A 26489-nucleotide genomic window follows, 5' to 3' on the forward strand; every position below is an offset into this window, starting at 1 on the left:
TCTAAGTGCGCAAAAAACGAGCAAGTCTACACCCCTCGACGGGGCAGAACAAAACTCAGCAGAAACAGTGCCGCGGCACACACCACAATTGATGGTCCCGCCGGCGTGTCTTTGAACCATGAAAGTGCCAGGCCACCACACACCGCCAGCATTCCCAGCAAACTGGCACCCAGGGCCATCTGCTCCGGAGAGCGGGCGTGGCGCTGGGCAGCTGCTGCCGGGATGATCAGCAAGGACGTGATCAATAACACGCCGACAATCTTCATTGCTACGGCAATAACAATTGCGATCAACAGCATCAGCGTCATGCGCAACGCCGCTACCGGCAAGCCTTCAACAGTGGCCAGCTCTTCATGCACGGTGATCGCCAGCAGCGGCCGCCACAGCGCCACCAGCAATGCCAGAACCACAGCGCTACCGCCCATGATCCACATCAAATCGTTGGGGCTGATGGCCAGCAGATCACCAAACAGATAAGCCATCAGGTCGATTCGTACTTCATGCATGAAGCTTAGTACGACCAGCCCGAGGGACAAGGTGCTGGGTGCAAGTATTCCGAGCAATGTGTCAGATGCCAACGGCTGGCGCTGTTGCAAGGTGACCAACAGGACTGCCAGCAGCAGACAGCCGACAGTCACGGCAATGGTAGGGCTGACATCCAGCAGGAACCCCATCGCCACCCCCAGCAAAGCCGCATGGGATAGCGTGTCGCCGAAATAGGCCATTCGTCGCCACACCACAAATGAGCCCAGGGGGCCGGCGACGATCGCCAGGGCCAGACCTGCCAGCAGGGCGTAAAACAGAAAATCAGCCATGCTTGCAGCCTTCTCCATGAACGTGGGCGGGTGCCGTTGTGGCGTCTTCGCTGACCACCGAACCATGCAAGTCATGGGCGTGGTCATGATGGTGATGATAAATCGCCAGGCTCTGTGCGTTTTTGCCGAACAGTTCGACGAAAGCCGGGTCATTGCTGACTTGTTCCGGGTGGCCCGAACAGCAGACATGGCGATTGAGGCAGACCACCTGGTCGGTGGTGCTCATGACCAGATGCAAATCGTGGGACACCATCAGCACGCCACAGCCATGGCGGTCGCGCAGGCGGGTAATCAGGCTGTACAGCTCGGCCTGGCCAGCGACATCGACGCCCTGTACCGGCTCGTCAAGCACCAGCAACTCCGGTTTGCGCAGCAGGGCGCGGGCCAGCAGTACGCGCTGCATTTCGCCACCGGACACACTTTGCACGGGGCTGTCGATGACCTTTTCGGCGCCGACTTCTTTCAGCGCGGCAAGGGCTTGCGCCCTGTCCACGCCCGGCACCAGACGCAAAAAGCGTAAAACCGAGAGCGGCAATGTCGGATCGACGTGCAGTTTTTGCGGCATGTAGCCGACCCGCAACCTGGGTTTGCGCCAGACGCTGCCACTGGTGGGCTTGAGCAGGCCGAGCACGGCTTTGACCAGTGTGGTTTTGCCGGCGCCGTTGGGGCCGATGAGGGTGACGATCTGGCCCGGCTCGACACTCAGCTCGATATTGTCGAGCACGTCTTGCCCGGCGAAGGTCACGGTGACCCGGTCCAAACGTATCAGTGCAGCGCTCATCAGGCCTCCCGGCAACCCGAACACAAACCGACCACTTCGACGGTCTGGCCTTCGACAGTAAAGCCGACATCCAGCGCACTGTTGATGATTGCGTCGCTGATGGTTTTTTGCTCGAGTTCGATGGCGGCATGGCAGTTGCGGCAGATCAAAAACTGACCCTGATGCGCGTGCTCGGGGTGGCTGCAACCAATAAAGGCGTTCAGTGAGGCGATGCGATGCACCAGGCCGTTCTCCAGCAGAAAATCCAGCGCCCGATAGACGGTCGGTGGCGCTGCCCGGCGGCCGTCCTGCTCGCTGAGTACTGCCAGAATGTCGTAGGCGCCCAGCGGCTTGTGACTTTGCCACACCAGTTCCAGCACCCGGCGGCGCAGTGCAGTCAGGCGCAAACCCTTTTGCGCGCACAGCACATCCGCTTCGCTAAGGGCGCTGTGGACACAATGGGAGTGGTCATGGGGACGACTGGCAAGCGGTGTAATAGGCATGGGCGGCGACGATTTTTGAGAGAGACGTTATTATGTTACCTGTTTCAACCACCATGAGTGCTCATCGTGCCCCGTCTTTTTTCTATTTTTCTTGCTCTAACCGCCAGTTTGGCCGTAATTGGCCCGGCCCGGGCCGAGGTCAGCGTGTTGACCAGCATCAAACCCTTGCAGCTGATTGCGGCTGCTGTGCAGGACGGCGTGGGCCATCCCGAGGTGCTTTTGCCGCCCAATGCTTCGCCGCATAACTATGCCCTGCGTCCTTCCGACGTACGGCGCGTGCAGTCGGCTGATCTTTTGTACTGGATTGGCCCGGACATGGAAGGTTTCATGCCGCGGGTGATCAAAACCCGCACTTTGCCATCGGTGGCGGTCTACACGCTGCCTGAGCTTAAGCTTCGTCATTTCTCCGAAGATAGCCACTCCCATGCCGAAGATGCGGCCGAACACGACCACGATCACCGTCCGGGAACGCTGGATGCGCACCTGTGGCTGGCCCCGGCCAACGCCCGTGTGATCGCGGCCAAAATGGCGGCTGACCTGAGTCAGAAAGACCCGGCCAACGCTGCCCGGTATCAAGCGAATCTGGCGGCTTTCAATCAGCGTCTGGACGCCCTGGATGCGCGCCTGAAAACACGTCTGGCGGGGATTTCCGACAAGCCGTTCTTTGTATTCCATGAGGGCTACGACTATTTCGAAAGCGCTTACGGCCTAAAGCATGCGGGTGTTTTCAGCGTGGCTGCAGAAGTACAGCCAGGGGCCCAGCACGTCGCCGCCATGCGTAAGCGTCTGCAGGAAGCGGGCAAGACCTGCGTATTCAGTGACCCGCCTTTGCGTCCGCGTCTGGCAGACACCCTGACCGCCGGCTTGCCGGTCAAGTTGGCTGAGCTGGATGCCCTGGGCGGCTATACCCCGGCGACGGCGCAGGGCTATGAGCAACTGCTGGAGAAGCTGGGCAATGACCTGGCGGGCTGCCTAGAAAGCTTGTAACCCCGCACCAATAGAGCCTGCAGGAGCGCGACTGCTCGCGAGCATTTCAATTACACACAGCTCGCCAGCAGGCTCGCTCCGGCCTTACAGGGCAAAAGGCAGATGAACTGTCACTGTCTGGTGCACGGCCAGACGGCGTTCGAATTCGCCCGGATCGTGAATCAGCACGTCTTGCCCGGCAAAGGTATGGGCCGCGATCAGGCGTGACAGCCAAAAGCGCACGCACGCGACCCGCAGCATCGTCGGCCACAATTGGGCTTCGCTTGCAGTAAACGGGCGCAGTGCGGCATAGGCACCGAGTAGCGCGCGGGCGCGCGGGGCGTCAATCTTGCCGTCTTCGTCAGCGCACCAGTCATTCAGGGCGATCGCAACGTCATACAGCATCGGGCCTGAGCACGCGTTGTAAAAGTCGATCAGGCCGGTCAGATGCGTGCCTTCAAACATGGCGTTATCGCGGAACAGGTCGCCATGCAGGTTGGCCCGGGGCAACGCGAGGATCTGCTCTTTATGCGCGCTGATTTCAATCAACGCGTTTTGCAGCAATTGTGCCGCCTCAGGTGACAGATCGGCCATTAGTGCAGGCCCTTCTGCCAGCATCCAGTCCAGCCCGCGGTCAGTCTTGCGCTCCAGCACCTTGTCGCGGGTGGCCACATGCAAGTGACCAAGCAGCTCGCCGACCTGCGCGCAATGCTGGGCATTGGCTTCACGAATATGTTTGCCTGCCAGGCGCGGTTGCAGCAGCGCCGGTTTGCCCTTGAGTTCACGCAGGGCCTGGCCGTCGACGGTACGCAGGGCGAAAGGCACCGGCAGTTCTGCGCTGTGCAGCACATCGAGCAGTTCGATGAAGAACGGCATCTCTTTGATCGGGCCACGCTCAACCAGGGTCAGGACATATTCGCCCTGCTCCAGACTGATGAAGTAATTGGTGTTTTCGCTGCCAGCGGCAATCCCCTGGAAATCGAGCAGGCGGCCAAGCCCGTAAGGCGCAAGAAAAGTTTCCAACTCGGTGCGAGTCAGGGGCGTGAATACAGACATGGTTTAAAACTGCCAGTACGGGCGCCGCTTTGAGTCGGCGCCGATTAAAGTTAAGACGCTATTTCCATTCGAAGATTTTCCACGATGGAATCAGCATATCCGGCTGGTCGGAACGGATGAAATTGGCATCAGTACCATCAGCGCGCACTAAAAAGTACGGCGGTGCTCCTTTTGGGGTGACCTTGATGGCATAGAGAAAACCGTTTTGACGGTATTCCTGGATCGTTTTATCGCCTTCCGTGCGAATGGTTACGTCTGGGTCAGCTGTGACTGCTTCATCGGCTGCGAAGGTTAGCAGCGGAGTGAATGCAAACAAGCCGGTCAGCAACAGGCGATTTAGTGTGCGCATGATAACCTTGTCCCTTTGTCGTCATTGGTCCGGACATTCTAGCGCCGGACTCGCCGAAAAGGTTGATCCTGCTCATGAGCCAAGCTCCCCTCGTCCTGGTGGACGGTTCTTCATATCTGTACCGCGCCTTCCATGCGCTGCCGCCGCTGACTACGTCCAAGGGGCTGCCGACAGGTGCCGTGAAGGGCGTGCTGAACATGCTTAAAAGCCTGCGCAAACAGTACCCGGACAGTCCGTTTGCGGTGGTTTTCGATGCCAAGGGCGGAACATTTCGCGATGAAATGTTCGCCGAATACAAGGCTAATCGCCCAAGCATGCCCGATGACATGCGGGTCCAGATCGAGCCCCTGCACGCCAGCGTTATCGCGCTGGGTTTCCCTTTGCTGTGCGTCGAAGGTGTCGAGGCCGACGATGTCATCGGCACGCTGGCCCGTAGCAGCGCGGCGGCAGACCGCCCGGTAGTGATCTCGACGGGCGACAAGGACATGGCGCAACTGGTCGATGGCCACATCACCCTGGTCAATACCATGACCGGCAGCGTGATGGACATCGAGGGTGTGAAAGAGAAGTTTGGCGTTTCGCCCGAGCAGATCATCGATTACCTGGCCCTGATGGGCGACTCGTCCGATAACATTCCCGGGGTTCCGGGCATTGGTCCGAAGACCGCATCCGGCTTGCTGGTGGGTGTGGGCGGCGGTCTGGTCGACCTCTACGAGAAGCTCGATATCGTGCCGACCTTGCCGATCCGGGGCGCCAAAAACCTCCCGGCCAAGCTCGAAGAACACCGGGAAATGGCGTTTTTGTCGTACCGGCTCGCCACGATCAAAATTGATGTGCCATTGGATATCGGCCTTGAAGACCTGCACCTCAAGCAGCCAGATTGCGAAAAACTGATCGAGTTGTACACCGAGCTGGAATTCAAAAGCTGGATTGCCGAGGTGGAGCGCGATGCCAAGCGCGCCGGCCAGGTCATTGTTCATGAAGAGCCTGCGCCGCCTGCCGAAGAGCAGCAGTACGAAACTATCCTGGATCAGGCGCGCTTTGACGTATGGCTGAAAAAGCTTAACGACGCCAAGTTGATTGCTTTCGATACTGAAACCACCGGCCTGGATGCGCAGCAGGCGCAGTTGGTGGGGCTGTCGTTTGCAGTCAAGCCGGGCGAAGCGGCCTACATTCCGCTGACCCACTCCTATATGGGCGTGCCGGAGCAACTGGATCGCGATTCGGTATTACGAGCCCTCAAACCGCTGCTCGAAGACCCGGCCAAAGCCAAAGTGGGCCAGCACGCCAAGTTCGACATGAACATCCTGGCCAACTGCGCCATCGGTGGTGATCAGGCCTGCGGGATCATGGTGCAGGGCGTCGCTTTTGACACCATGCTCGAATCCTATGTGCTCGACTCCACTGCCACGCGTCACGATATGGACAGCCTGGCGCTGAAATACCTGGGCCATAGCACCACCAGCTTCCAGGACATTGCCGGCAAGGGCGTGAAACAGCTGACCTTTGACCAGATCTCGCTGGAGCAGGCCGGACCTTACGCCGCTGAAGATGCCGACGTGACCCTGCGTTTGCATCAGGCACTGCACGAAAAACTGCTGGCGATCCCGAGCCTGAACAAGGTGCTGACAGACATTGAGATGCCGCTGGTGCCTGTACTGGCGCGCATTGAGCGCCAGGGCGCGCTGGTGGACGCCAACCTGCTGGGTATTCAGAGCGTTGAGCTGGGTGACAAACTGGTTGCGCTGGAACGTGAGGCGTTCGCCATCGCCGGCGAAGAATTCAACCTCAGCTCCCCCAAGCAATTAGGCGTGATTCTGTACGAAAAGCTCGGTTTGCCGATTATCAGCAAAACCGCCAAGGGCCAGCCTTCGACCGCTGAAGCGGTGCTGGCTGAATTGGCCGAGCAGGACTTCCCGTTGCCCAAGGTGCTGATGCAGTACCGCTCTATGAGCAAACTGAAAAGCACCTATACCGATCGCCTGCCTGAGCAGATCAATCCTCGTACAGGCCGGATTCATACGTCCTACCACCAGGCTGTTACCGCGACCGGACGTTTGTCCTCCAGCGATCCAAACTTGCAGAACATTCCTATCCGTACTGCCGAAGGCCGTCGGATTCGTCAGGCGTTTGTGGCGCCTAAAGGCTACAAACTGCTGGCAGCGGACTACTCGCAAATCGAGCTGCGGATCATGGCCCACCTGGCCAAGGATGAAGGCTTGTTGCACGCCTTCCGCAATAACCTGGACGTGCACAGCGCCACTGCCGCCGAAGTATTCGGCGTCGAGCTGGGTGATGTCACTGTCGATCAGCGCCGTAGCGCCAAGGCAATCAACTTCGGCCTGATCTATGGCATGAGCGCGTTCGGCCTGGCCAAGCAGATCGGTGTCGACCGCAAACAGTCCCAGGCCTACATCGACCGCTATTTCGCCCGCTATCCGGGTGTTCTGGATTACATGGAGCGCACCCGTACCCAAGCGGCCGAGCAAGGCTATGTCGAGACCATCTTTGGTCGTCGCCTGTACTTGCCGGACATCAATGCAAAAAACCCGGCGCTGCGCAAAGGCGCAGAGCGGACTGCAATTAACGCCCCGATGCAGGGCACTGCTGCGGACATCATCAAGAAAGCCATGGTGGCTGTGGATAACTGGCTGACGGCTTCAGGCCTGGATGCCCGGGTCATTCTGCAAGTACACGATGAATTGGTGCTTGAAGTGCGTGAAGACCTGGTGGATCAGGTGCGCGATGAAGTGCGTATCCACATGAGCGAAGCCGCGAAGCTCGATGTGCCGCTGCTGGTTGAAGTGGGTGTGGGCAACAATTGGGATGAGGCGCACTAAGGGGCTGCAGGTGAAATTGCGGGCCTGTCAGTCAGGGAAAAACCGGGTTTATTGCAAATGGTTATTAGCCCTCTGGAACTAACCAGCCCTTCGCCACTCAGATTTACTGAATGGGTGGTGAAGCCCTTCAAAGCTCCTGATGTTGTGTTAAGTGTTGGCAGATATCTGGAGCGCGCCCTAGCGTTCCAGTACTTGAACCCCGAACTTCTTCCCCCAATACGAAGTCCGGGGTTTTTTTTGCCTGGAATTTCTTACTCGCTGGCCTCGACCACTTCTTCGCCTTTGTTCGGCAATTCCATCCAGCGTGCCAGCACGGTGTACGCCTCTTCCAGGCCCATGCGTTTCGGGGTGGAGAACAACTGGATGGTCACTGCATCGCCCCACTGCTTGCGAATATCAGCCTGGATTTTGAGCAGGGTATTTTTTGCTGCGCCGTACGTCAGTTTGTCGGCTTTGGTCAGCAAAATGTGCATCGGCATGCCGCTCGAAACGGTCCAGTCGAGCATCAACAGGTCGAAATCGGTCATTGGATGACGGATATCCATCATCAAAATCACGCCTTTGAGGCTTTCACGGCTGCCGAAATAGGCTTCCAGGTGACGCTGCCAATGCAGCTTCAGCGGGATTGGCACCTTGGCATAACCATAACCCGGCAGGTCGACCAGGCGACGTTCTTCGTCCAGCTGGAAGAAGTTCAGCAGCTGGGTGCGCCCCGGAGTTTTCGAGGTGCGCGCCAGGCTGGCATGGGTCAAAGTGTTGAGTGCGCTGGACTTGCCGGCGTTGGAGCGCCCGGCAAACGCGACTTCAAAGCCTTCGTCGTCGGGGCATTGATCAACTTTGGCGGCGCTGAGCATGAAGGTAGCCTGTTGGCACAGACCGAGAATGGGGTTCTTGAGTTGCATGGGATTTCCGATGTGAGCGGCGTCAGGAATGGACGCGGCGAGCGTGTCGTTTCCGTTTCAGTGGCGCCAGTATATAATGCCGCAGATTTTGTGTGCGCTTTGTCCCAGCGTAGGATGAAGAACACGGGAGCGATAAACCTAGGTTGCGCATTAGAACGCAGCAAGCTCCCAACCCTGAAAAGGTCGTTTTATGACGAAATGGCTGCTAGCTGCCGGTATCTTGATGCCACTTTAACAGCACTCAGGCTACACAGGATCCGGAAGCCGTGTACAACCGCGTTTGTATTGTCTGCCAGCTGGTCAACTGCCCGTAGCACCGAAATCCGGTGATCGGGAAGCCTCAAGGCCAAGGACAGGATGATATGGAAGCGCTGGTGCAACACGTGACCCAGGGTTTCAAGGCGATGCCGCCGCGTGGTTTGTGCATGGACTGCAGTGTCGAGGATTACCGGTCAACCATCCTTTGGGTGAACGAGTAAGCCCGGCCCATAACTCTTTAACCCTTAGCCGTAGTTGGATTAGCTGATGAACAAATTACTCGTGAGTCTGCTGTTGACCTTGGGCGTCGCCGGTATTGCCCAGGCTGCAGCCACCGCCGTTGTCGGCGATGCTGCTGCAGGTCAGGCAAAAACCGCTGTATGTGGCGCGTGTCACGGTCCGGACGGCAATAGCATGGCGCCAAACTTCCCCAAGCTGGCCGGGCAAGGTGATCGTTACCTGCTCAAGCAGCTGCACGAAATCAAGGACGGCAAGCGCCAGGTTCTCGAAATGACCGGTTTGCTGACCAACCTGAACGATCAGGATCTCGCGGATATCGCGGCCTATTACTCCAGTCAGAAAAACTCGGTGGGTGCTGCTGACCCGGCGCTGGTTGCCCGTGGCGAAGCCCTGTTCCGTGGCGGCGACCTGCAAAAAGGCATGCCTGCGTGCACCGGTTGCCACTCCCCGGACGGCCAGGGCAATGCTGCCGCCGGCTTCCCGCACCTGGGTGGCCAGCACGCCAGCTACATCGAGAAACAACTTACCGACTTCCGCGAAGGCGAGCGCACCAACGACGGTGACTCGATGATCATGCGCGGTATTGCTGCGAAGTTGAGCAACAAGGACATCAAGGCACTGGCCAGCTACATACAGGGTCTGCACTAAGGGTCGATCAGGCCGGGATGCAAGCCTTCGGCCGTGTTAACGATCGTTTAATCCTTGACTGTGAACCTGAAAGGGCAGCTTCGGCTGCCCTTTTTCGTAGCATCTGCCGCTACACTACCGAACTCAAGCCAGAACGGACCTGTCTGAAGACAGGTCACGTTGAAGCGACCTTATTTGCCCAGGAGTAAAGCATGCGTAATCTGATTCTCAGCGCCGCTCTCGTCAGTGCCAGTCTGTTTGGCATGACCGCTCAAGCTGCCGATGTACCGCTTGAAGCCGGTAAGACCTACGTCGAATTGTCCAACGCTGTTCCGGTTGCAGTGCCCGGCAAGATCGAAGTGGTTGAGTTGTTCTGGTACGGCTGCCCGCATTGCTTCGCGTTCGAACCGACCATCAATCCATGGGTTGAGAAGCTGCCGGCAGACGTTAACTTTGTCCGCATCCCGGCCATGTTCGGCGGCATCTGGGACGTTCACGGTCAACTGTTCCTCACCCTCGAAGCCATGGGGGTAGAAGACAAGGTTCATAAAGCGGTCTTTGAAACCATCCACAAGGCTTCCCTGAACGACAAGTCCGGGAACCTGCTGAAAACTCCGGAAGAAATGGCTGAATTCCTGGCGGCTCAAGGCGTGGATAAAGCCAAGTTCCTGAGCACCTACAACTCCTTCGCCGTTGCCGGTGCGGTCCAGAAGGCCAAAGATAAAGCCAAGGCCTATCAAATCTCCGGCGTTCCGACCATGGTCGTGGATGGCAAGTACCGATTCGATCTGGGTACTGCCGGTGGCCCGGAACAGGCACTCAACGTGGCTGATCAACTGATCGCCAAAGAGCGGGCCGCCAAGTAACAGGGGGCCTTGCCGTGCGCGGCTGGAAAAGCAAACGCATCGTTGGCCTGCATGAACCGCAGGTCAACGAGGATCATCTGGCTGCCTGCGGGCTGCCGGATGATCGGCGTTTGCGGCTGCTAAGTTTCAATATCCAGGTCGGTAACAGCACCCAAAGTTATCGTCATTACCTGACCCGCAGTTGGCAGCATGTACTGCCACACAAAGGGCGGGCCGGTAACCTGGACAAGATTGGCGACTTGTTGAGCGACTTTGATCTGGTCGCGTTGCAGGAAGCCGATGGTGGTAGCCACCGATCCGGCTACATCAATCAGGTCAAGTACCTGGCCCAACAGGGCGAATTCCCTTACTGGTATCAACAGCTCAATCGCAATCTGGGGCGACTGGCGCAGCATAGCAATGGCGTGCTCAGCCGCTTGCGTCCTACGGCGATTGAAGATCATCCCTTGCCCGGCCCTGCGGGTCGTGGCGCGATTTTAGTGCGCTTTGGTACCGGCCCTGATGCGCTGGCCGTAGTGGTCATGCACCTGGCGCTGGGGACTAAAGTACGAAACCTGCAACTGGCCTACATTCGCGAGCTGGTTAGCGGTTATCAGCACCAGGTGCTGATGGGCGACATGAACACCAATGCCACCGATCTGCTCCAGACCTCGCCCCTGCGTGACCTCGGTTTGCTGGCGCCACAAATGCAAGCCACTTTCCCAAGTTGGCGCCCGCAGCGCTGTCTTGATCATATTTTGCTCAGCCCCAGCCTGACCCTTGAGCGTGTGCAGGTGCTGGACCAGCCTATCTCTGACCATTTACCGGTGGCAGTTGAAATCCGTTTGCCGGGAATGGTGGGCAGCGATTCACTGCCGATGTTGAGCGGCTCGCCTTCATGAGCTCCGACGACGCCAATCGCTGGAAAGAGAAGTACCTTTTAAGCATCGAGCGCCAAGACAAACTTGAGCGGCGCTGGAATGCGCGGCTCGACCTGCTGCGCAGGGGCCTGGTGCGCAGTACCCTGGCGGCGGAAGGGACAGACCGCACCGTTGATCAATGCATGAAGGAAATGCGCGAAGCGGTACGCACTGATGAGATGGACGCGGCATTGGCGACCTTGCTGCCCCGTCTCGAAAAAGCCGTACTCGACTCCGAACAACGCCGCGAAACCCGGGTTGCGCAAATCAGTACTGCGCTTAATACCCTGGTCACTCAACTGCAGGCGTTGCCGTTGCCCCGTGAAGTCAGCAAGCCGCTCAAGGCATTTGCCAGGCAGCTCGACAGCCGGGCTGGCCAGGCCCGTGAGATACCGCTGTTGCTGGACGAGTTGAGTAACTTGCAGGGACTTGCCCTGGCGCCGCAACGCCAGGCACCGGAATCGTCCAAACCGGGCTTGTTACAGCGTCTGTTCGGTGCTCAAGACCCAGATAAAATCCAGCCCGAAGTCGTTGCAGTACCGGCCGCACAAGCCACGGCACCGCCAGTCATGCTGCAGCCGATGGTTGCCAAGTTGCCTGCAGCGCCGGTGTTGCCACAGGCTGAGAGCCAGCCGCCGGTGTCTGAGCAGCCGCAACCGGCGCCAATGGAGTACGCGCAGTCCTTGCCTGAGTACGCTCAAAAGGCGCCTGAACAGCCCCTTGCTGTACTCGAAGTGCCCGCACCCGATGAGCCGGAAGAACAAGCTCTCTGCGGTGCCCTGGAGTCGGTGGTGGCTCTGGTCGATGCAGAGAACAGTCTGCCTGAGGCGCCGGTCGAGTCGCTCACCCTTGAACCTGACGACAGTGCTGAACTGCCTGAATCGGTAGACCCGGTTGCGGCTGCGCCGCCGGAGCCTGATACCGTCTATGCACTGCCTGAAAGCCCGGAGCCCTCATACAGCTCGGTGGCGGCGCATATCGAGTCAACCCTGCTGGGTCTGCTAAGTGACCTGTCGTTGCCGGAGCATCACCGCCCGCAAGCCGAAGCCATGAAAGCTCGTCTTGAAAAAGGGCTCAACTGGTACGAGTTACTACCGATCCTCGACGATCTTGCAGTCTTGATGCTGGCCGTCACTGACAGTGACCAGCATGAGTTCGAGGCGTATCTAAAACAGCTCAACGAGCGGCTCGAGTCATTCCAGAACAGCCTTCAGGCGGCCAGTGAAGGGCACACTGAAGGTCGATCTGCCGCGGCTGACTTGAACAATCAATTGCGCGAACAGGTCGACGGGCTGCAAAACAGCGTTCAGGGCGCGGTTGACCTGAGCAGTCTCAAACACATTCTGGAAAATCGCCTGGAAGGCCTGCTGGGCACGCTGGATCAACACCAGCAGCAGCGTGATGCGCGCGAGCAAGACGTCGCAGCACACCTGCAAGCATTGGCCGAGCGGGTGGTGCAAATGGAGCAGCAGGCCCAGGACTTTCGCGAGCACCTGGAAGAGCAGCGGCAAAAAGCCCTGCTCGATCCCCTGACCGGTTTGCCCAATCGGGCGGCCTGGGGCGAGCGGCTGGCATTTGCAGTCGCACGCTGGCAAACACAGGGCAATCCGTTGCTGATCGCCATGCTCGATCTCGACCATTTCAAGCGGATCAATGATGGTTATGGGCATCTGGCAGGCGACAAAGTGCTCAAGATCATTGCCAATCAACTCCGCAGGCAACTGCGCCCGGGTGATTTTATCGCCCGGTTCGGCGGTGAAGAGTTTGTCCTGTTGATCCCTGACGCTACGCCGGCCATGGGCCTGGCGCTGCTCGAAAAACTGCGACTGGCCATTGCCGACTGTCCGTTCCACTTCAGGGGCGAGCCGGTAACCATCACCGCCTCCATCGGGGTCTCGGCGTTCAAGGCGGGTGACCGCAGCGAGTCTGTACTCAAGCGTGCAGACGAAGCCCTGTATCGGGCCAAGCATAACGGGCGAAATCGCATTGAGTCCGACCTTCAGGAGCTGCTCTGAAGGTCTGAGGGCTCAGGTTCAGATGCATCCGCAGCCAGTAAGGTATGCTGGTGTATTAACATTTTACTGTGTTGTGTCTGCCCATGAAATTTTCCGCGCTTCTAGTCTTTATTGCCCTGCTGGCGGGTTGTGCCAGCGGTCCCCGCATGGATACCAGCCATCCTTCGGCCAACCACGACAGCCGCGTGCAGTTTGTGGTCCTTCACTACACCTCGACCTCCCTTGAGCGTTCACTGCAATTGCTGACCAGCGGGCCGGTGAGCAGCCACTATCTGATTGGTGATACCCCGCCAACCATTTACAAGCTGGTGGACGAAAACCAGCGGGCCTGGCACGCCGGTGAAAGTCAGTGGAACGGCCGCACCTGGCTCAACTCCAGTTCCATCGGCATTGAAATCGTCAACAAGGGTTTCCGCGATACGCCCAACGGGCGGGTCTGGTATCCCTACACTGAAGGTCAGATCCAGTCGGTGATCGCCCTGCTTAAAGACATCACGACGCGCTACAAAATCGATCCGCACAACATCATTGGTCACAGTGACATAGCGCCGTTGCGCAAGCTTGATCCGGGGCCGTTGTTTCCCTGGAAGCGCCTGGCCGAAGCCGGCTTTGGAGTCTGGCCGCAGGCCCAGGCCGTAGCCCGGGAGCAGGCCCTGTTTGCCAACGCACTGCCAAGTATTGGCTGGTTTCAGCAGCAGTTGGCCCTGCTGGGCTACGAGACCCCCCAGACCGGTGAGCTGGACGTTGCCACTCGCCACGTCCTGGCGGCCTTCCAGATGCATTTCCGGCCAGCGCTGTTTGATGGCACGCCCGATGCCGAAAGCGCGGCCATTTTGAAAGTGCTGAACACCCAGGCAAAGCGATGACCGCGCGAGCGCTATAACAGCGGCAGGGCCATGTAGAACTGGGTGCCCTGGCCAGGGCGTGAGTAGACGCCGATCCGCCCGCCGTGGAGCTGGACGATTTCCTTGCACAGCGCCAGCCCCAGGCCGGCGCCGCCTTTTTTGCGACCTACCTGCACGAAGGGCTCGAAAATCCGCCCTTGTTGGCCATAGGCAATGCCTTCGCCATTGTCTTCAATACTGATGATCACCCGCTCGCCATGCCGCCGCGCCTGCAGGCGAATCTGCCCGCCGCTGGCCGTGTGGCGCAAGGCATTGTCCAGCAGGTTATCAATGACCCGTTCGAGCTGTGGCTGGTCGGCATTCAACACCGGTAGCGGTGGCTGCAGGTCGACCTGCAACTCGATCCCCTTGGCTGCCGCGCGGGCCGCGAAGCGGGTCCGGGCGTCTTCGAGCATGCCCGGGAGGTCGCAGGGGGCCAGCGTCAGCTTTTGCATGCCATTTTGATAGCGGGAAAAATTCAGCAGGTCATTGATCAACTGCATCAGCCGCTGCATTTCTTCATTGACGGTGTTGAGCAGGTCGGTTTCACGGGACTGCGGATCAAAACGCGCCCGCTCCATAAACAAGCCAAAGGCCATATGCATACCGGTGACCGGGGTGCGCAATTCGTGTGAGGCACGCAGTACGAACTCGCTGCGTACCCGTTCAAAGGCCCGCTGCTCGGTGACATCATGCAACACCATTACAGCACCAAGAATCGGTCCTTTGGGCTGGCTGACCGGGGTCAGGCTGTAGGTCAACAGGCGTTTTTCACCCTCTATATCGACGCTCAAGTCTTCCGGGGCTCGTTCCAGGTTGCCGCCACGCAAGACCGTGAGCAATTGCTGATCGAGCTCCGGGCGCATCAGCGCCTCGCCCAGCGGCTGACTGAGGCGGCTCTGATCCCAGCCCAACTGGCGTTGCGCGACCGGATTCAGATGCTCGAGGCGGCCTTGCTGATCAATCATCAGCAACCCGTCGTCAATACTGTCGAGCACCGCCTGAAGCCGTTGCTGGCCCGCCAGCAGTTCGTCGACATTGGTTGCCTGATGTTGGCGCAGTGCTTCGGCCATGATCCCGAAACGCCGGGTCAGCAGGTTCATCTCGGTGGCCGAGGAGAGTGGCAGCACCACCTCGAAGTTGCCTTTGCCTATATTGTCGGCGGCTTTGGCCAATGCTTCGATCGGCGCGCCAAAACGTCGGGCAATGCCGTGGGCGGTAATAAAACCTATGGTCAGTACCGCAAGCCCTACCAGGCCCAGAAGCAAGGCAATGATCAGGGCCCGGTCCCGGGCGGAGGCCTGGGCGCTATAGATGTTTTCGAGGGCCTTGCGGTGCTCGGTAATCAGGCCGTTGCGCAACAGGTTGAAGCGGTTCCTCAGCTCGTTGTCAGTACTCAGGTCAGGGGTGTTGGGTTGAGCCGGGTTGAGGGCTTTGAGGAAGCTTTCGTAGTCCGTACGGGCCTGGGTAAAGCCGCTGTGCAGATTGTTTTTGCGCTCATGCTCGATGCCCTCGTCGAGCAATTTCAGGTATTCCTGGGTTGATGCTTGCAGCGCTTTGGGGTCTTGCTGATTACGCAGCAGCAGAATCAGCTGGTCACCCAGGCTTTGACGCAGCTTCAGGCCCAGATCGAGGGTGATGAAGTTATTGCGGATCAGCGCCTCCTGGGTCTTGGCCATTTGCATCACACTGACGACGCCAAGCAGGAGCCCGAGCAGCGCCACCGTAATCAGTGCAGAAATGCTTAGAAACAGCCGGGTTCGCAGCTTGATCGCAAGTTTCATCGTATGCGGCTCACAAGTTGTACTGCTTGCGCTTGCGATAGAGTGTCGAAGCGTCGATGCCCAGGGTTTTTGCTGCCTGGTCCAGGGTTTCACTCGTGGCCAGTACCGCACCGATGTGGGCTTTTTCCAGCTGGTCGAGACTCAGTGCCGCACCAATGCGCGGAGTGTTGGGCGTGGTTTGCTCGGCCATGCCCAGATGGCTGACTTCAACCACTTCCTGCGGGCAAATGATGCTCGCACGTTCAACCACGTTGCGCAGCTCGCGAATGTTGCCGGGCCAGCGGTAATTGGCCAGCGCCAGTCGGGCTTCTTCGCTGAAGCCCCGGGCTGGGCGAGCGTACTCTTTAACGAAGCGGGCCAGAAAGCGATCGGCCAGGGTCAGAATGTCTTCACTGCGCTCGCGTAGCGGCGGCAGGTGCAGGGTGATGACGTTCAGGCGGTAGAGCAGGTCTTCACGAAAGCGCCCGTCGCGAACCATGTCTTCAAGATTGAGGTTGGTGGCCGCCAGGATGCGCACATCGGCGCGCCGGGTCACGGGGTCGCCGACCCGCTCGTAGGCCTTGTCCTGAATGAAGCGCAGCAGTTTTGGCTGCAATGTCAGGGGGAAGTCGCCGATCTCATCGAGAAACAATGTACCGCCGTCCGCCTGGTTGACCCGGCCCAGTGTGCTTTCACTGGCGCCGGTGAAGGCGCCGCGGGTGTGGCCGAACAGTTCGCTCTCCATCAACTCGGCTGTCAGCGACGGGCAGTTGATGGTTACACAGGATTTCTTGGCCCGTTTGCTCCAGCCATGGATGGCTTGGGCCAGTTCGCCTTTACCGGTGCCGGATTCACCGAGAATCAAGATGTTGGCATCGGTGCCTGCTACCTGGCGCGCGGTTTCCAGCACCGCCATCATGGCCGGGCTGTGAGAGTCGAGCCCGTCTTTAGGCTTGCGAATTTCACCTTCCAGGGCTTCGAGGCGGGCGGAAAGCTGGCGTACTTCCAATTGTTTGGCGGTGGCCAGACGCAACTGATCAGGGCTGCAGGGTTTCACCAGATAATCGGCGGCGCCTGCCTGAATGGCATCCACGGCGGTGTCCACAGCCGAGTGGGCAGTCACTATCACGACCCGCATCCATGGCGCCTGAATGCGCATATGGGCCAGGACATCCAGGCCATTGTCTTCACCCAGACGCAAATCCAGAAAACACAGGTCGAATACTTGTCGCTGCAGCAGCGCATCGGCTTGTGCCGCACTGTTGGCGGTGGCAACGGTGTAACCCTCGTCTTCGAGGCAATAGCGAAATGTACGCAGGATGGCGGACTCGTCGTCCACCAGCAGAATGCGGCCCTGGTGCTCTTTGGCTGTATCCATTTCCTGCCTTCCTCTATGAGTGTTCATGGTTAGTGTCGGAATAATCGGGCAAGTTGCATGATTTTTTCACGATTTTTTAAGAGGCTAGCAGGGAAGGCCTTTGGCTGCATTGCCTAACTAGATGATTTAGAAGCTTTTAAACCTGAATGGACGCAGCAGGTGAGTGCTCATTGGTGCCTCTGTGCCTCACGCAAGCCTTCAGGGCTCTACACAGATCGTGCAGAACGCACGACAGTCTCGGCAGCATCGTGCAGGATGCGCGCACAGCTGTCTTTTTAAAGCGTTTAACTCATTGATTTATAAGGATTTATTTATTTTATAAAAGCTGGCATGCAGCCTGCAATAACTCAGGTATAGACGCCGTACAGATCAGTCATGACTGGCGGACCATTCCCTGAATTGACCACCGAGTGGCAGGAGTTTGAGCATGCATCGCCAAGGTTTCGCCAGCTTTCATATTTCGCCACTGCACCTGCAGCAGGGTCTGTTCGCCAGCCTTGCTTTGGTGGTGACCCTGATCGGTGGTCAGCAACTGGTTCGCTGGGAGCAAGCGTCGCAGCCTGTGGCCGCGCCCTTGCCTGTTGTCGCCTATCAGCAACAACACTTCAGTACGATCAAGTCGAGTGCACTGAATGCGCGAGTCACTGCCGCGGACAGTTATGCACTGACCGCCGCCGAAGAGACGCAAACAGCTAATTCGCAACCTGCACCGGAACGTTGGGTGTTTTAAGTGTTCACAGTTTTGAGGCCCTTGCTGGCATCGGAATGCACCATTGGTATTAGGCTATTCCCACAGTAATAAGGAGAAACACCATGTTGAGTTGGGCAGTTACCTTCCTGATCATCGCCATCATCGCTGCTGTACTGGGCTTTGGTGGTATAGCGGGCACCGCGACCGGCATTGCCAAGATTCTCTTTGTCGTATTCCTGGTGATGTTCGTGGTGTCCTTCATCTTTGGCCGTCGTGGTAAAGGTTGATCATGCTTAGCCGATCCCTGAAGGCATTGGCCGCTGCCCTGTTGGTGGGCAGCAGTGCCATGGCCCTGGCCGCAAACGATGGCCAGTCGCACGCTAACCAGTTACTCAGCGATCCTGACTACCGTGAGGCCTGGCAACAGGTGGTGAAGAAGGAGGAGCGTTTGCCCGAGTGGGTGATGAACCTCTCCGGTGCGGCCGAGCAAATGAATGCCGTGACTGAAAATGGCGACAAGTATCTGGTCGGTCCTTTATGTGAAACCGCCGATACCTGCACGACCGGGCGCCTGATTGTCGCCGTCAGTTTTGACAAGAAACACGCTTATGCAATGTTGGTTGAGGTGCCGGCCGGTCTGCCTGCAGACAAATCCCCGACACGTCACGCCGACTACCGCTTTTTGGGTCAGCCGGACGAAGGTGTACAGGCCATGCTTAAAGAGCAGTTAAAGAAAGACCCGAATTGGTACTGAGGGGCACGGCTCTTTGATTTTTTGGGAGCAGGTTCGCTTTTTCAGACACGACAGCCCAGGTTTTCTCTGGGCTTTTTTGTGTCTGCAGGGTCGCTGCATACATAGCTAATGCATTGTCTGTTCTCATTATTTTGCAAAGTATCGACGGGGCAGGAACAACCTCTGAACCCCGACCGTATATCGACCGGATACAAAATCTTTTCTTCAGAATTCCCGATTAATGCAATGGGATATTTCTTAATTGTTTGACGCTTTTTCGTCGCTATTTACGGCCACAAAAGACCTTGAAACAGCCGGTGTGCGGCACTTATGACGTCTATTCTTAGCTTTCCTCAGCCCATGTTCATGAAGTCTTGTCGGACAAAACCCATGCCGATTCGGCATGGGGTAGGCGTTTACGGCATTAGACGGTTTACTCCGGCATGGGAATAGTTGCGCCTTTTTTCGCCTGCCAAAGAGCCTGTCCGGTTCGATTTGGGCGACCTTCTACGGGGGTGCAGGCTTTCGATTTTTGCGCTTTGAGCGCTCTGGTCAAAGCCTTCACCCGAGTCCACTTGAAGTAAGGGTAATGACATGAAGAAGGCAAAACTTAGCCTCGCCTGGCAGATCCTAATCGGTCTGGTCCTCGGGATTGCAATCGGCGCGCTGCTCAACCACTTCAGTGCCGAAAAAGCCTGGTGGATCAGCAACGTTCTGCAACCTGCCGGCGATATCTTTATCCGTCTGATCAAGATGATCGTGATCCCAATCGTGATTTCCTCACTGGTTGTCGGGATTGCAGGCGTGGGTGATGCGAAGAAGCTGGGTCGCATCGGTCTTAAAACCATTCTTTACTTCGAGGTGGTAACCACCATCGCGATTCTGGTCGGTCTGGTGCTGGCCAACGTGTTCCACCCGGGCGCCGGGATCGACATGAGCACGCTGGGCACGGTCGATATTTCCAAGTATCAGGCCACTGCTGCTGAAGTGACCCACGAGCATGCGTTCATTGAAACCATCCTCAACCTGATTCCGTCGAACATCTTCGCAGCCATGGCTCGCGGTGAGATGCTGCCGATCATCTTCTTCTCGGTACTCTTCGGCCTCGGCTTGTCGAGCCTGAATGCCGAACTGCGCGACCCGCTGGTGAAAACCTTCCAGGGCGTGTCCGAGTCGATGTTCAAAGTGACTCACATGATCATGAACTACGCGCCAATCGGTGTGTTTGCGCTGATCGCCGTGACCGTTGCCAACTTCGGTTTTGCCTCTCTGGTGCCGCTGGCCAAACTGGTATTGCTGGTTTACGCCGCCATTCTGTTCTTCGCCTTTGCCGTGCTGGGCCTCATCGCCAAGCTGTTTGGCTTCTCGGTAATCAGGTTGATGCGCATCTTCAAGGATGAGCTGGTCCTGGCTTACTCCACCGCCAGCTCCGAAACCGTGCTGCCGCGCGTGATCGAGAAGATGGAAGCCTACGGCGCGCCGAAAGCCATTTGCAGCTTCGTGGTACCGACCGGCTACTCCTTCAACCTGGACGGCTCGACGCTGTATCAAAGTATCGCGGCGATATTTATCGCGCAGCTGTACGGCATCGACCTGTCGATCAGCCAGCAACTGCTGCTGGTACTGACCCTGATGGTTACCTCTAAAGGCATCGCCGGTGTACCGGGCGTATCCTTCGTAGTGCTGCTGGCCACTCTGGGCAGCGTGGGCATCCCGCTTGAAGGCCTGGCCTTTATCGCCGGTGTCGACCGTGTGATGGACATGGCCCGTACCGCCCTGAACGTGATTGGTAACGCCCTGGCGGTACTGGTTATTTCGCGCTGGGAAGGTATGTACGACGACGCCAAGGGCGAGCGCTACTGGAACTCGCTGCCGCACTGGCGCAGCAAGGAAGCCCTGCCAAAAGGCGAATAATCGTCCCTCGGCAGCTGCACCCGCACAAACCCCGGACTTGTCCGGGGTTTGTTGTTTCTGCGGTCTGGCCGCTATCATTCGGCGTATCTTCCAGGAGTTCACTCGATGCTCAACGGCCTATGGCTCAGCTTTTTCGTGGTCGCTACGGTATCGGCGCTTGTCCAGTGGCTGGTGGGCGGCAATGCCGGGATCTTTGCGGCCATGGTGGAAAGTATCTTTGCCATGGCCAAGCTGTCGGTCGAGGTGATGATTCTGTTGTTCGGCACCTTGACCCTGTGGCTGGGATTCCTGCGCATCGCTGAAAAAGCCGGCATCGTCGACTGGCTGGGCAGGGCGCTGGGACCGCTGTTCAAGCGCCTGATGCCCGAAGTGCCGCCCGGGCATCCGGCACTGGGGTTTATCACCTTGAACTTCGCGGCCAACGGCCTGGGCCTGGACAATGCCGCCACGCCCATTGGCCTCAAGGCCATGCGGGCACTGCAAGAACTCAATCCAAGCCCGACCAGCGCGAGCAATGCGCAAATCCTGTTTCTGGTGCTCAACGCCTCGTCCCTGACCCTGTTGCCGGTGACGATCTTCATGTATCGCGCTCAGCAGGGCGCAGCCGACCCTACCCTGGTGTTCCTGCCGATCCTGCTGGCGACCAGCGCCTCGACGCTGGTAGGCCTGCTCTCGGTGGCCTTCATGCAGCGCTTGCGACTGTGGGACCCGGTGGTACTGGCCTATCTGGTACCCGGGGCGTTGATTCTGGGCGCGTTCATGGCGTTGCTGGCGAGCCTTTCGGCTGCAGCGCTGGCGAGTTTGTCCTCGATCCTCGGCAATCTGACGCTGTTCGGGCTGATCATGCTGTTTCTGGTGATTGGCGCGCTGCGCAAGGTCAAGGTCTACGAGGCGTTCGTCGAAGGGGCCAAAGAGGGCTTCGATGTCGCCAAGAACCTGCTGCCCTATCTGGTGGCCATGCTGTGTGCGGTGGGCGTGTTGCGGGCTTCTGGTGCGCTGGATTTCGGCCTGGACGGAATTCGCCATGTGGTCGAGTGGCTGGGCATGGATACGCGCTTTGTCGATGCGTTGCCGACGGCAATGGTCAAGCCGTTCTCGGGCAGTGCGGCGCGGGCCCTGTTGATCGAAACCATGCAGACCCAAGGGGTGGACAGCTTTCCGGCGCTGGTCGCCGCGACGGTGCAGGGCAGTACTGAAACCACCTTTTATGTGCTGGCCGTTTACTTCGGCGCCGTGGGCATCCAGCGTGCCCGCCATGCGGTGGGTTGTGCATTGCTCGCCGAGTTTTCGGGCGTAGTGGCAGCGATCGCGGTGTGCTACTGGTTCTTCGGTTAATCCTCAAACTATCGCTGGCAAGCCGGCTTCCACAGGTGTTGTGGGGGCCGGCTTGCCAGCGATAAAGGGCTCAGCGTTGCGCCTGCCCTTGCTGCATCACCCACTGCACCACTTGCGGCATCAGCGTGTCAGCGGCCTGGCCAAAACCTGCAACAACCCCCGGCACCATCGGATTGCTCAGGGGCTGGCGTGCTTCAAAGCGCCTGGACGCCAGCACCCGCTGATCGCTGCTGCGCACCAGCCGGGCGTTGTACTGAATCAGCACCTCGGGGCTTTTACCGTTATAGCGGGTCTGGAACGCCAATAACTCTCCGCCTAACTCGTAATCGGCCTGCAGGTTGCTGTCGTCGGTGCTCAGCCCCTGAATCCGGCCATCCTGCAAGAACGCATCGAGCAAGCGATTGCGCAGCAGTACAGGCGCCGGATCGCTCCAGCGTGCGCCTTTGTAATTGCTGATCAGATTGCCCTCGGGCACCACCGCAATGTTCTGGCTGTTCAGCGCGTTGCTGGCCATCGGTTTTTCGAGTCGCAGCGACCAGTTAACCGGCGCGCCATGGCTGGCGGCGAGCGGCGCCTGGGCATAGGGCAGCCAATACACGTCAACCTGCTCGGGCTTGGGCAATATCGAACAGGCGCTGAGCAGGCTCAGACTGGCAGCCAGGACGATTGAACCTGCCAGGCGATAAGTACGGGTCATGGCGTGAATTCCTTGTTCTGTTCGCGGCCCAGCAGGTAACCGCTTGGATTGGCTTCCAGGCGCCGCGAAATCGAGCGTAATGTGCCGAGGGTTTCGCGCAGCTCATTGACGGCCGGGCCCAGCTGATTGAGGCCCTGCAGGCCGCTGTTGAGCGACTGTTCATTGTTGTTGATCAACAGATTGATGGTTGCAGTGCTCTGTTGCAGCGACTTCATGGCCTGTTCGGCACTGCTGAACATCTGCTGGCCCTGGTTGCTCAACATGCCATTGGCGTTGCGCATCAGTGCGGTGGTTTGCTCCAGGGTGCCGCTGGCCTGTTTGCTGACCTGGGCCAGCTGTTTCATCATCTGGCTGATATCGTCACGCTGGCTGGCAATGGCAGAGGTGGTCTGCTCCAGGTTTTCCAGAGTCTTGCCCACACGGTTGACGTTGTCGTGGGAGAACAGGCGGTTGGCGTTATGCAGCAGGATGTTGATATTGGCCAGCATGTCATTGCCATCGGTGAGCAACCGGGCAATCGGGGAGGGGGTGGCCACGATGGTGGGCAGTTTGCCGTTTACACCTTTGAGGTCCGGGCTGTTCGGGTCGCCACCGCTGAGCTGGATGATCGAGGTGCCCGTCACGCCCGTCAGCGCCAGCTTGGCCTTGGTGTCGACCTTGACCGGGGTGCCGGCGGCCAGACGAATCCGGGCCAGTACGCGGCGCGGGTCCTTGTCATCCAGACGCAGTTCTATGACATCGCCGACCTTGATCCCGTTGTATTGCACCGAGCTGCCTTTGGACAAGCCACTGACAGCCTCGTTGAACACCACTTCGTAATCCTTGAAGGTGCTGTCCATGCTGGCCTTGGCCAGCCACAGGCCAAACAGCATGGCCCCGACTATGACCAGAACGCTGAACAGGCCGATCAATACATGATGGGCACGGGTTTCCATGTTATTGCTCCTTGATCTTGGTTGCCGCTTCGTATGCAGCGCGGCCGCGGGGGCCATGGAAATATTCATGAATCCACGGGTCGTCGTAGTCTTCGACCTGCTTGATAGGGGCGGCCACCAACACCCGTTTTTGCGAGAGCACCGCTACCCGGTCGGTGATGGTGTACAGCGTGTCCAGGTCGTGGGTCACGAGAAATACGCTCAGACCCATCGCGTCACGCAAGGTCAGGATCAACTGGTCAAACGCCGCTGCGCCAATGGGGTCCAGCCCGGCGGTAGGTTCATCCAGAAACAGAATGTCCGGATCCAGTGCCAGTGCCCGGGCCAGTGCCGCGCGCTTGATCATCCCGCCTGACAGCATGGACGGGTATTTGTCAGCGGCGGACAGGGGCAGCCCGGCCAGCGCCAGCTTTACGCACGCCAGATGCTCTGCATCGGGGCGGCTCAGCCCCGCGTGTTCGATCAGGGGCAGGGCGATGTTTTCCGTCACGGTCAGCGAAGAAAACAGCGCGCCGCTCTGGAACAACACGCCAAAACGCCGCTCAATCTTCGAACGCGCCTCTTCCGGCAGGCTTAACAGGTCCTGGCCGAACACCCGGACCTGGCCTTCAGTCGGTCGCCTTAGCCCGACAATACTGCGCAACAGCACCGACTTGCCGGTGCCGGAGCCGCCGACCACGCCGAGGATCTCGCCCTTGTACACATCCAGGTCGAGGTTCTCGTGCACAGCCTGGCTGCCAAACCGGTTACACAGACCCCGTACTTCGATTATCGCCTCGCGGGGCGCTTGCATTGGCCCACTCACCAGCCCATCTCCATAAAGAACAACGCGGCCACGGCGTCGAGGACGATCACGATAAAGATCGATTGCACCACGCTGGACGTGGTGTGCTCGCCGACAGATTCGGCGCTGCCGCTGACTTTAAAGCCCTCAAGGCAGCCCACTGCAGCGATCAGAAAGGCAAAGAACGGTGCTTTGACCATGCCCACCAAAAAGTGCTGAACGCCGATATCGGAGTGCAACAGCGATATGAACATGTCGGGGGAAATGCCCAGCGAGACCACGCACACCACCGCGCCACCGAGGATGCCGGCCATCATGGCCAGAAAGGTCAGCAGCGGCAGCGCGATAAGCAGTGCCAAAACCCTTGGCAGCACCAGCAAATCCATGGGGTCGAGGCCCAGAGTGCGAATAGCGTCGATCTCTTCGTTGGCTTTCATCGAGCCGATTTGTGCCGTAAAGGCGCTGGCCGTCCGGCCTGCCAGCAGGATGGCGGTGAGCAACACGCCAAACTCGCGCAGGAAGGAGAAGGCAACCAGATCTACGGTAAAGATCCCCGCACCAAAGTTGGCCAGCACCGTGGCACCGAGAAAGGCCACCACCGCGCCCACCATGAAGGTAAGCAACACCACAATCGGCGCGGCGTTGAGGCCGATCTGCTCGATATGCGCCACCATGGGGGTAATGCGCCACTGTTTTGGCCGGAACAGGTTGCGCGCCAGGGTTTGCAGAATCAGTCCGATGAAGCCCAGCAGCTGCAGCGAGTCTTGCCACAACTTGTAGACCGCGCCGCCGATACGGCTCAACAACAGGATGCAGATGTTCTGCTGGGGGACTTTGACCGGCACACAGAAGTCGCGCAGTGAGGCGTAGACCGTTTGCAGCAGGGCACGGTCAGCGGCGGGAAGTTTGTGTGCGGTGTCGGTCAGCTGGCTGACGCGTTCGGCGCCCAACAGGTCCACCAGCAACGACGCCCCTGCAGTATCGATGCTGGACACTTCATCCAGATCAATTGCGGTTTGAGTGTCGTACTGACCGGCCAGTTGCTCGGTCTGCTGTTTGAGCCGGGTGTAATGGGCCAACGTCCAGTCGCCGCTGATACGCAGCCGCGCCGGATTGCTTGAAGTGTCTAGTTGGGCATTGCCCGCCATGGCCGTAATAATCGTAAGCTCCCAGCTAAATACGCTTGAACGTAGACCTTATGTAATAGCACAGTCCTGTAAAACTGCGTCAGTTTGCCTGAACATCGGTCCCCGGGGATTGATCTGGGTTAACCCGAAAGCGCAACACGCCAATCAGTTGCCCGTCTTCGGTGATCACCCGTACTTGCCAGCGTCCCTCGGGATTCGGCGGGAAGTTCTGTTTGTGGGTCCAGGCGCGATAGCCTTCTTTGCGTCCCCCGTGAATATCCAGCGCGATACGGTCGACTTCCTGGCCGTTGAGCTGCCACACATGGTAGATCCGTTCATTCAGGCCACGGGGTGCGTTGATCGAGGTGTAGGCATACAGACCCCTGCTGCGCAGTTCGCTAACGCTGATCTGCTCAACGCTTTCGCCCGGCGTGCGGTCCTGCAATTGGGTGGTCACCGCGACCTCGGTCATCCATAGCGTTGCAGGCGGTACCCACGAGCGCAGCAGCCAGCCGGTGCCCCCCAGTGTCAGTACGATCAAGGGCAGCACCAGCCAGCCGCGCCAGGTCTTCAGCGGCAGGCTCACGGCCAGACTCGGGATTGAAAGCAGTACCGCGGTGCCCAGCGCCAGCTTGTAGCTCTGGGAGGTGGTCAGGTTGAGGATGATCGGCAGTGCCGTCAGCAGGGCCGCGAACAAGGCCAGGGTGTGCATTGCCAGATACAGCCAGCGCCTGGGTGCCAGCCAGCGGTAGTACAGCGGGTCGGTGATGGTCACCAGCGCCGCGGCACCCAGCAGACCGGTAAACACCAGCTGTCCGCTGTTCCAGGTGGTGGTAATGAAGAAGAAGGGTAGGACAAAAAACAGGCTTTCCTGATGAATCATCTGCGTTGCATAACGCAGCAACGGCGGGGGGATTTCGCGTTTGAACACGCGGCTGAACAACTGGGTGAAACTGTTTTCCAGCATCAGCCAGACCCAGCTCACCAGCAGGATCACGGCGATCCAGCGGGCCATGCCTTGCTGGCGGTCCACCAGAATGAAACTGCCCACGCCCGAGCAAAAGCCAAATGCCGCGATCAGCCCCGGATAGCGCTTCATTAATTCAAGGATGCGCTGTACGTAGTGGTTCCAGTTCGGCATTCGGCGGTTCA

Annotated in this window: 25 protein-coding genes and 1 pseudogene; 13 read left to right on the forward strand and 13 right to left on the reverse strand. The window is 58.6% G+C overall.

Going from position 1 to position 26489, the window contains the following annotated elements; all coding sequences use genetic code 11:
• Nucleotides 1-26: 26 nt before the first annotated feature.
• From znuB to FEZ21_RS04305, 3 genes are read right to left on the reverse strand one after another with little or no spacing between them, the layout of a single operon-like run.
• Nucleotides 27-815 (reverse strand): zinc ABC transporter permease subunit ZnuB, encoded by a 789-nt coding sequence (gene znuB, locus FEZ21_RS04295; RefSeq protein ID WP_003437694.1) that lies wholly within the window; start codon nt 813-815, stop codon nt 27-29.
• Entirely contained in the window at nt 808-1596 is a 789-nt protein-coding gene (gene znuC / locus FEZ21_RS04300; RefSeq protein ID WP_003437692.1) for a zinc ABC transporter ATP-binding protein ZnuC, read from the reverse strand. Before znuC ends, znuB begins: the two co-directional genes overlap by 8 nt.
• Entirely contained in the window at nt 1596-2078 is a 483-nt protein-coding gene (locus tag FEZ21_RS04305) for a Fur family transcriptional regulator (protein WP_029612723.1), read from the reverse strand. Before FEZ21_RS04305 ends, znuC begins: the two co-directional genes overlap by 1 nt.
• A gap of 66 nt (nt 2079-2144) precedes the next feature.
• Here FEZ21_RS04305 and FEZ21_RS04310 point away from each other — a divergent pair, with 66 nt between their 5' ends.
• Nucleotides 2145-3065 (forward strand): zinc ABC transporter substrate-binding protein, encoded by a 921-nt coding sequence (locus FEZ21_RS04310; RefSeq protein WP_160626503.1) that lies wholly within the window; start codon nt 2145-2147, stop codon nt 3063-3065.
• 84 nt (nt 3066-3149) lie between these two features.
• On the opposite strand, the gene FEZ21_RS04315 is transcribed toward FEZ21_RS04310, so the two are convergent.
• Together FEZ21_RS04315 and FEZ21_RS04320 are read right to left on the reverse strand one after the other, a co-directional pair.
• A complete protein-coding gene (locus FEZ21_RS04315) occupies nt 3150-4100 on the reverse strand; it encodes a homoserine kinase (RefSeq protein WP_003437685.1) in 951 nt (316 codons plus the stop codon).
• 58 nt (nt 4101-4158) lie between these two features.
• Nucleotides 4159-4449, reverse strand: coding sequence for a DUF2782 domain-containing protein (locus tag FEZ21_RS04320; protein ID WP_003437683.1), 291 nt, complete (start codon nt 4447-4449; stop codon nt 4159-4161).
• A gap of 74 nt (nt 4450-4523) precedes the next feature.
• On the opposite strand from FEZ21_RS04320, the gene polA reads away from it, so the two are divergent.
• A complete protein-coding gene (polA, locus tag FEZ21_RS04325; protein WP_127196659.1) occupies nt 4524-7289 on the forward strand; it encodes a DNA polymerase I in 2766 nt (921 codons plus the stop codon).
• 251 nt (nt 7290-7540) lie between these two features.
• On the opposite strand, the gene yihA is transcribed toward polA, so the two are convergent.
• Complete coding sequence (gene yihA / locus FEZ21_RS04330; protein ID WP_003437678.1) at nt 7541-8191, reverse strand: ribosome biogenesis GTP-binding protein YihA/YsxC; 651 nt, start codon at nt 8189-8191, stop codon at nt 7541-7543.
• A 190-nt stretch (nt 8192-8381) separates the two neighbouring features.
• On the opposite strand from yihA, the pseudogene FEZ21_RS04335 reads away from it, so the two are divergent.
• The 6 genes and pseudogenes from FEZ21_RS04335 to FEZ21_RS04360 all read left to right on the forward strand — a co-directional run bounded on the left by FEZ21_RS04335 (nt 8382) and on the right by FEZ21_RS04360 (nt 13962).
• Nucleotides 8382-8670, forward strand: a pseudogene (locus FEZ21_RS04335) (cytochrome c5 family protein).
• Between the two features lie 46 nt (nt 8671-8716).
• A complete protein-coding gene (locus FEZ21_RS04340; RefSeq protein ID WP_003437669.1) occupies nt 8717-9337 on the forward strand; it encodes a cytochrome c in 621 nt (206 codons plus the stop codon).
• A 191-nt stretch (nt 9338-9528) separates the two neighbouring features.
• Entirely contained in the window at nt 9529-10182 is a 654-nt protein-coding gene (locus FEZ21_RS04345; protein WP_160626506.1) for a thiol:disulfide interchange protein DsbA/DsbL, read from the forward strand.
• Between the two features lie 14 nt (nt 10183-10196).
• The gene (locus FEZ21_RS04350) at nt 10197-11063 is read left to right on the forward strand and encodes an endonuclease/exonuclease/phosphatase family protein (RefSeq protein WP_160626508.1); all 867 of its coding nucleotides are present in this window, start codon (nt 10197-10199) and stop codon (nt 11061-11063) included.
• Nucleotides 11060-13096 (forward strand): diguanylate cyclase, encoded by a 2037-nt coding sequence (locus tag FEZ21_RS04355; protein WP_160626510.1) that lies wholly within the window; start codon nt 11060-11062, stop codon nt 13094-13096. Before FEZ21_RS04350 ends, FEZ21_RS04355 begins: the two co-directional genes overlap by 4 nt.
• Before the next feature lie 83 nt (nt 13097-13179).
• Nucleotides 13180-13962 carry an N-acetylmuramoyl-L-alanine amidase gene (locus FEZ21_RS04360; RefSeq protein ID WP_003437665.1) on the forward strand — a complete coding sequence of 261 codons (783 nt, stop codon included), beginning with the start codon at nt 13180-13182 and terminating at the stop codon, nt 13960-13962.
• Between the two features lie 11 nt (nt 13963-13973).
• Here the strand turns inward: FEZ21_RS04360 and FEZ21_RS04365 are convergent, their stop codons facing one another.
• Together FEZ21_RS04365 and algB are read right to left on the reverse strand one after the other, a co-directional pair.
• Complete coding sequence (locus FEZ21_RS04365) at nt 13974-15764, reverse strand: ATP-binding protein (protein ID WP_160626512.1); 1791 nt, start codon at nt 15762-15764, stop codon at nt 13974-13976.
• Between the two features lie 10 nt (nt 15765-15774).
• Nucleotides 15775-17121, reverse strand: coding sequence for a sigma-54-dependent response regulator transcription factor AlgB (gene algB, locus FEZ21_RS04370; protein WP_003437663.1), 1347 nt, complete (start codon nt 17119-17121; stop codon nt 15775-15777).
• A gap of 427 nt (nt 17122-17548) precedes the next feature.
• On the opposite strand from algB, the gene FEZ21_RS04375 reads away from it, so the two are divergent.
• The 5 genes from FEZ21_RS04375 (at nt 17549) to FEZ21_RS04395 (ending at nt 21794) form a co-directional block, all read left to right on the forward strand.
• Nucleotides 17549-17851, forward strand: coding sequence for a hypothetical protein (locus tag FEZ21_RS04375; protein ID WP_010656774.1), 303 nt, complete (start codon nt 17549-17551; stop codon nt 17849-17851).
• Between the two features lie 83 nt (nt 17852-17934).
• Nucleotides 17935-18099, forward strand: coding sequence for a DUF1328 domain-containing protein (locus tag FEZ21_RS04380; RefSeq protein WP_003437658.1), 165 nt, complete (start codon nt 17935-17937; stop codon nt 18097-18099).
• Nucleotides 18100-18101: 2 nt separating this feature from the next.
• A complete protein-coding gene (locus FEZ21_RS04385; protein ID WP_010656775.1) occupies nt 18102-18566 on the forward strand; it encodes an inhibitor of vertebrate lysozyme family protein in 465 nt (154 codons plus the stop codon).
• A 573-nt stretch (nt 18567-19139) separates the two neighbouring features.
• Entirely contained in the window at nt 19140-20459 is a 1320-nt protein-coding gene (gene gltP / locus FEZ21_RS04390; RefSeq protein ID WP_003437653.1) for a glutamate/aspartate:proton symporter GltP, read from the forward strand.
• 105 nt (nt 20460-20564) lie between these two features.
• Nucleotides 20565-21794, forward strand: a complete 1230-nt coding sequence (locus tag FEZ21_RS04395; protein WP_003437651.1) for a nucleoside recognition domain-containing protein — start codon at nt 20565-20567, stop codon at nt 21792-21794.
• Between the two features lie 70 nt (nt 21795-21864).
• Here the strand turns inward: FEZ21_RS04395 and FEZ21_RS04400 are convergent, their stop codons facing one another.
• From FEZ21_RS04400 to FEZ21_RS04420, 5 genes are all read right to left on the reverse strand, one after another.
• Nucleotides 21865-22491, reverse strand: coding sequence for an ABC-type transport auxiliary lipoprotein family protein (locus tag FEZ21_RS04400; RefSeq protein WP_160626514.1), 627 nt, complete (start codon nt 22489-22491; stop codon nt 21865-21867).
• The gene (locus FEZ21_RS04405) at nt 22488-23426 is read right to left on the reverse strand and encodes an MlaD family protein (protein WP_003437645.1); all 939 of its coding nucleotides are present in this window, start codon (nt 23424-23426) and stop codon (nt 22488-22490) included. Before FEZ21_RS04405 ends, FEZ21_RS04400 begins: the two co-directional genes overlap by 4 nt.
• 1 nt (nt 23427) lies before the next feature.
• Entirely contained in the window at nt 23428-24219 is a 792-nt protein-coding gene (locus FEZ21_RS04410; RefSeq protein ID WP_003437642.1) for an ABC transporter ATP-binding protein, read from the reverse strand.
• A gap of 8 nt (nt 24220-24227) precedes the next feature.
• Nucleotides 24228-25358 carry an ABC transporter permease gene (locus FEZ21_RS04415; RefSeq protein WP_160626516.1) on the reverse strand — a complete coding sequence of 377 codons (1131 nt, stop codon included), beginning with the start codon at nt 25356-25358 and terminating at the stop codon, nt 24228-24230.
• Nucleotides 25359-25437: 79 nt separating this feature from the next.
• Nucleotides 25438-26478: a DUF5924 family protein gene (locus FEZ21_RS04420; RefSeq protein WP_003437635.1), complete on the reverse strand. Its 1041-nt coding sequence runs from the start codon at nt 26476-26478 to the stop codon at nt 25438-25440.
• Nucleotides 26479-26489: the final 11 nt, after the last annotated feature.

It is taken from the genome of Pseudomonas sp. 9.1(2019) (assembly GCF_009910445.1).
GTDB lineage: Bacteria > Pseudomonadota > Gammaproteobacteria > Pseudomonadales > Pseudomonadaceae > Aquipseudomonas > Aquipseudomonas paraversuta.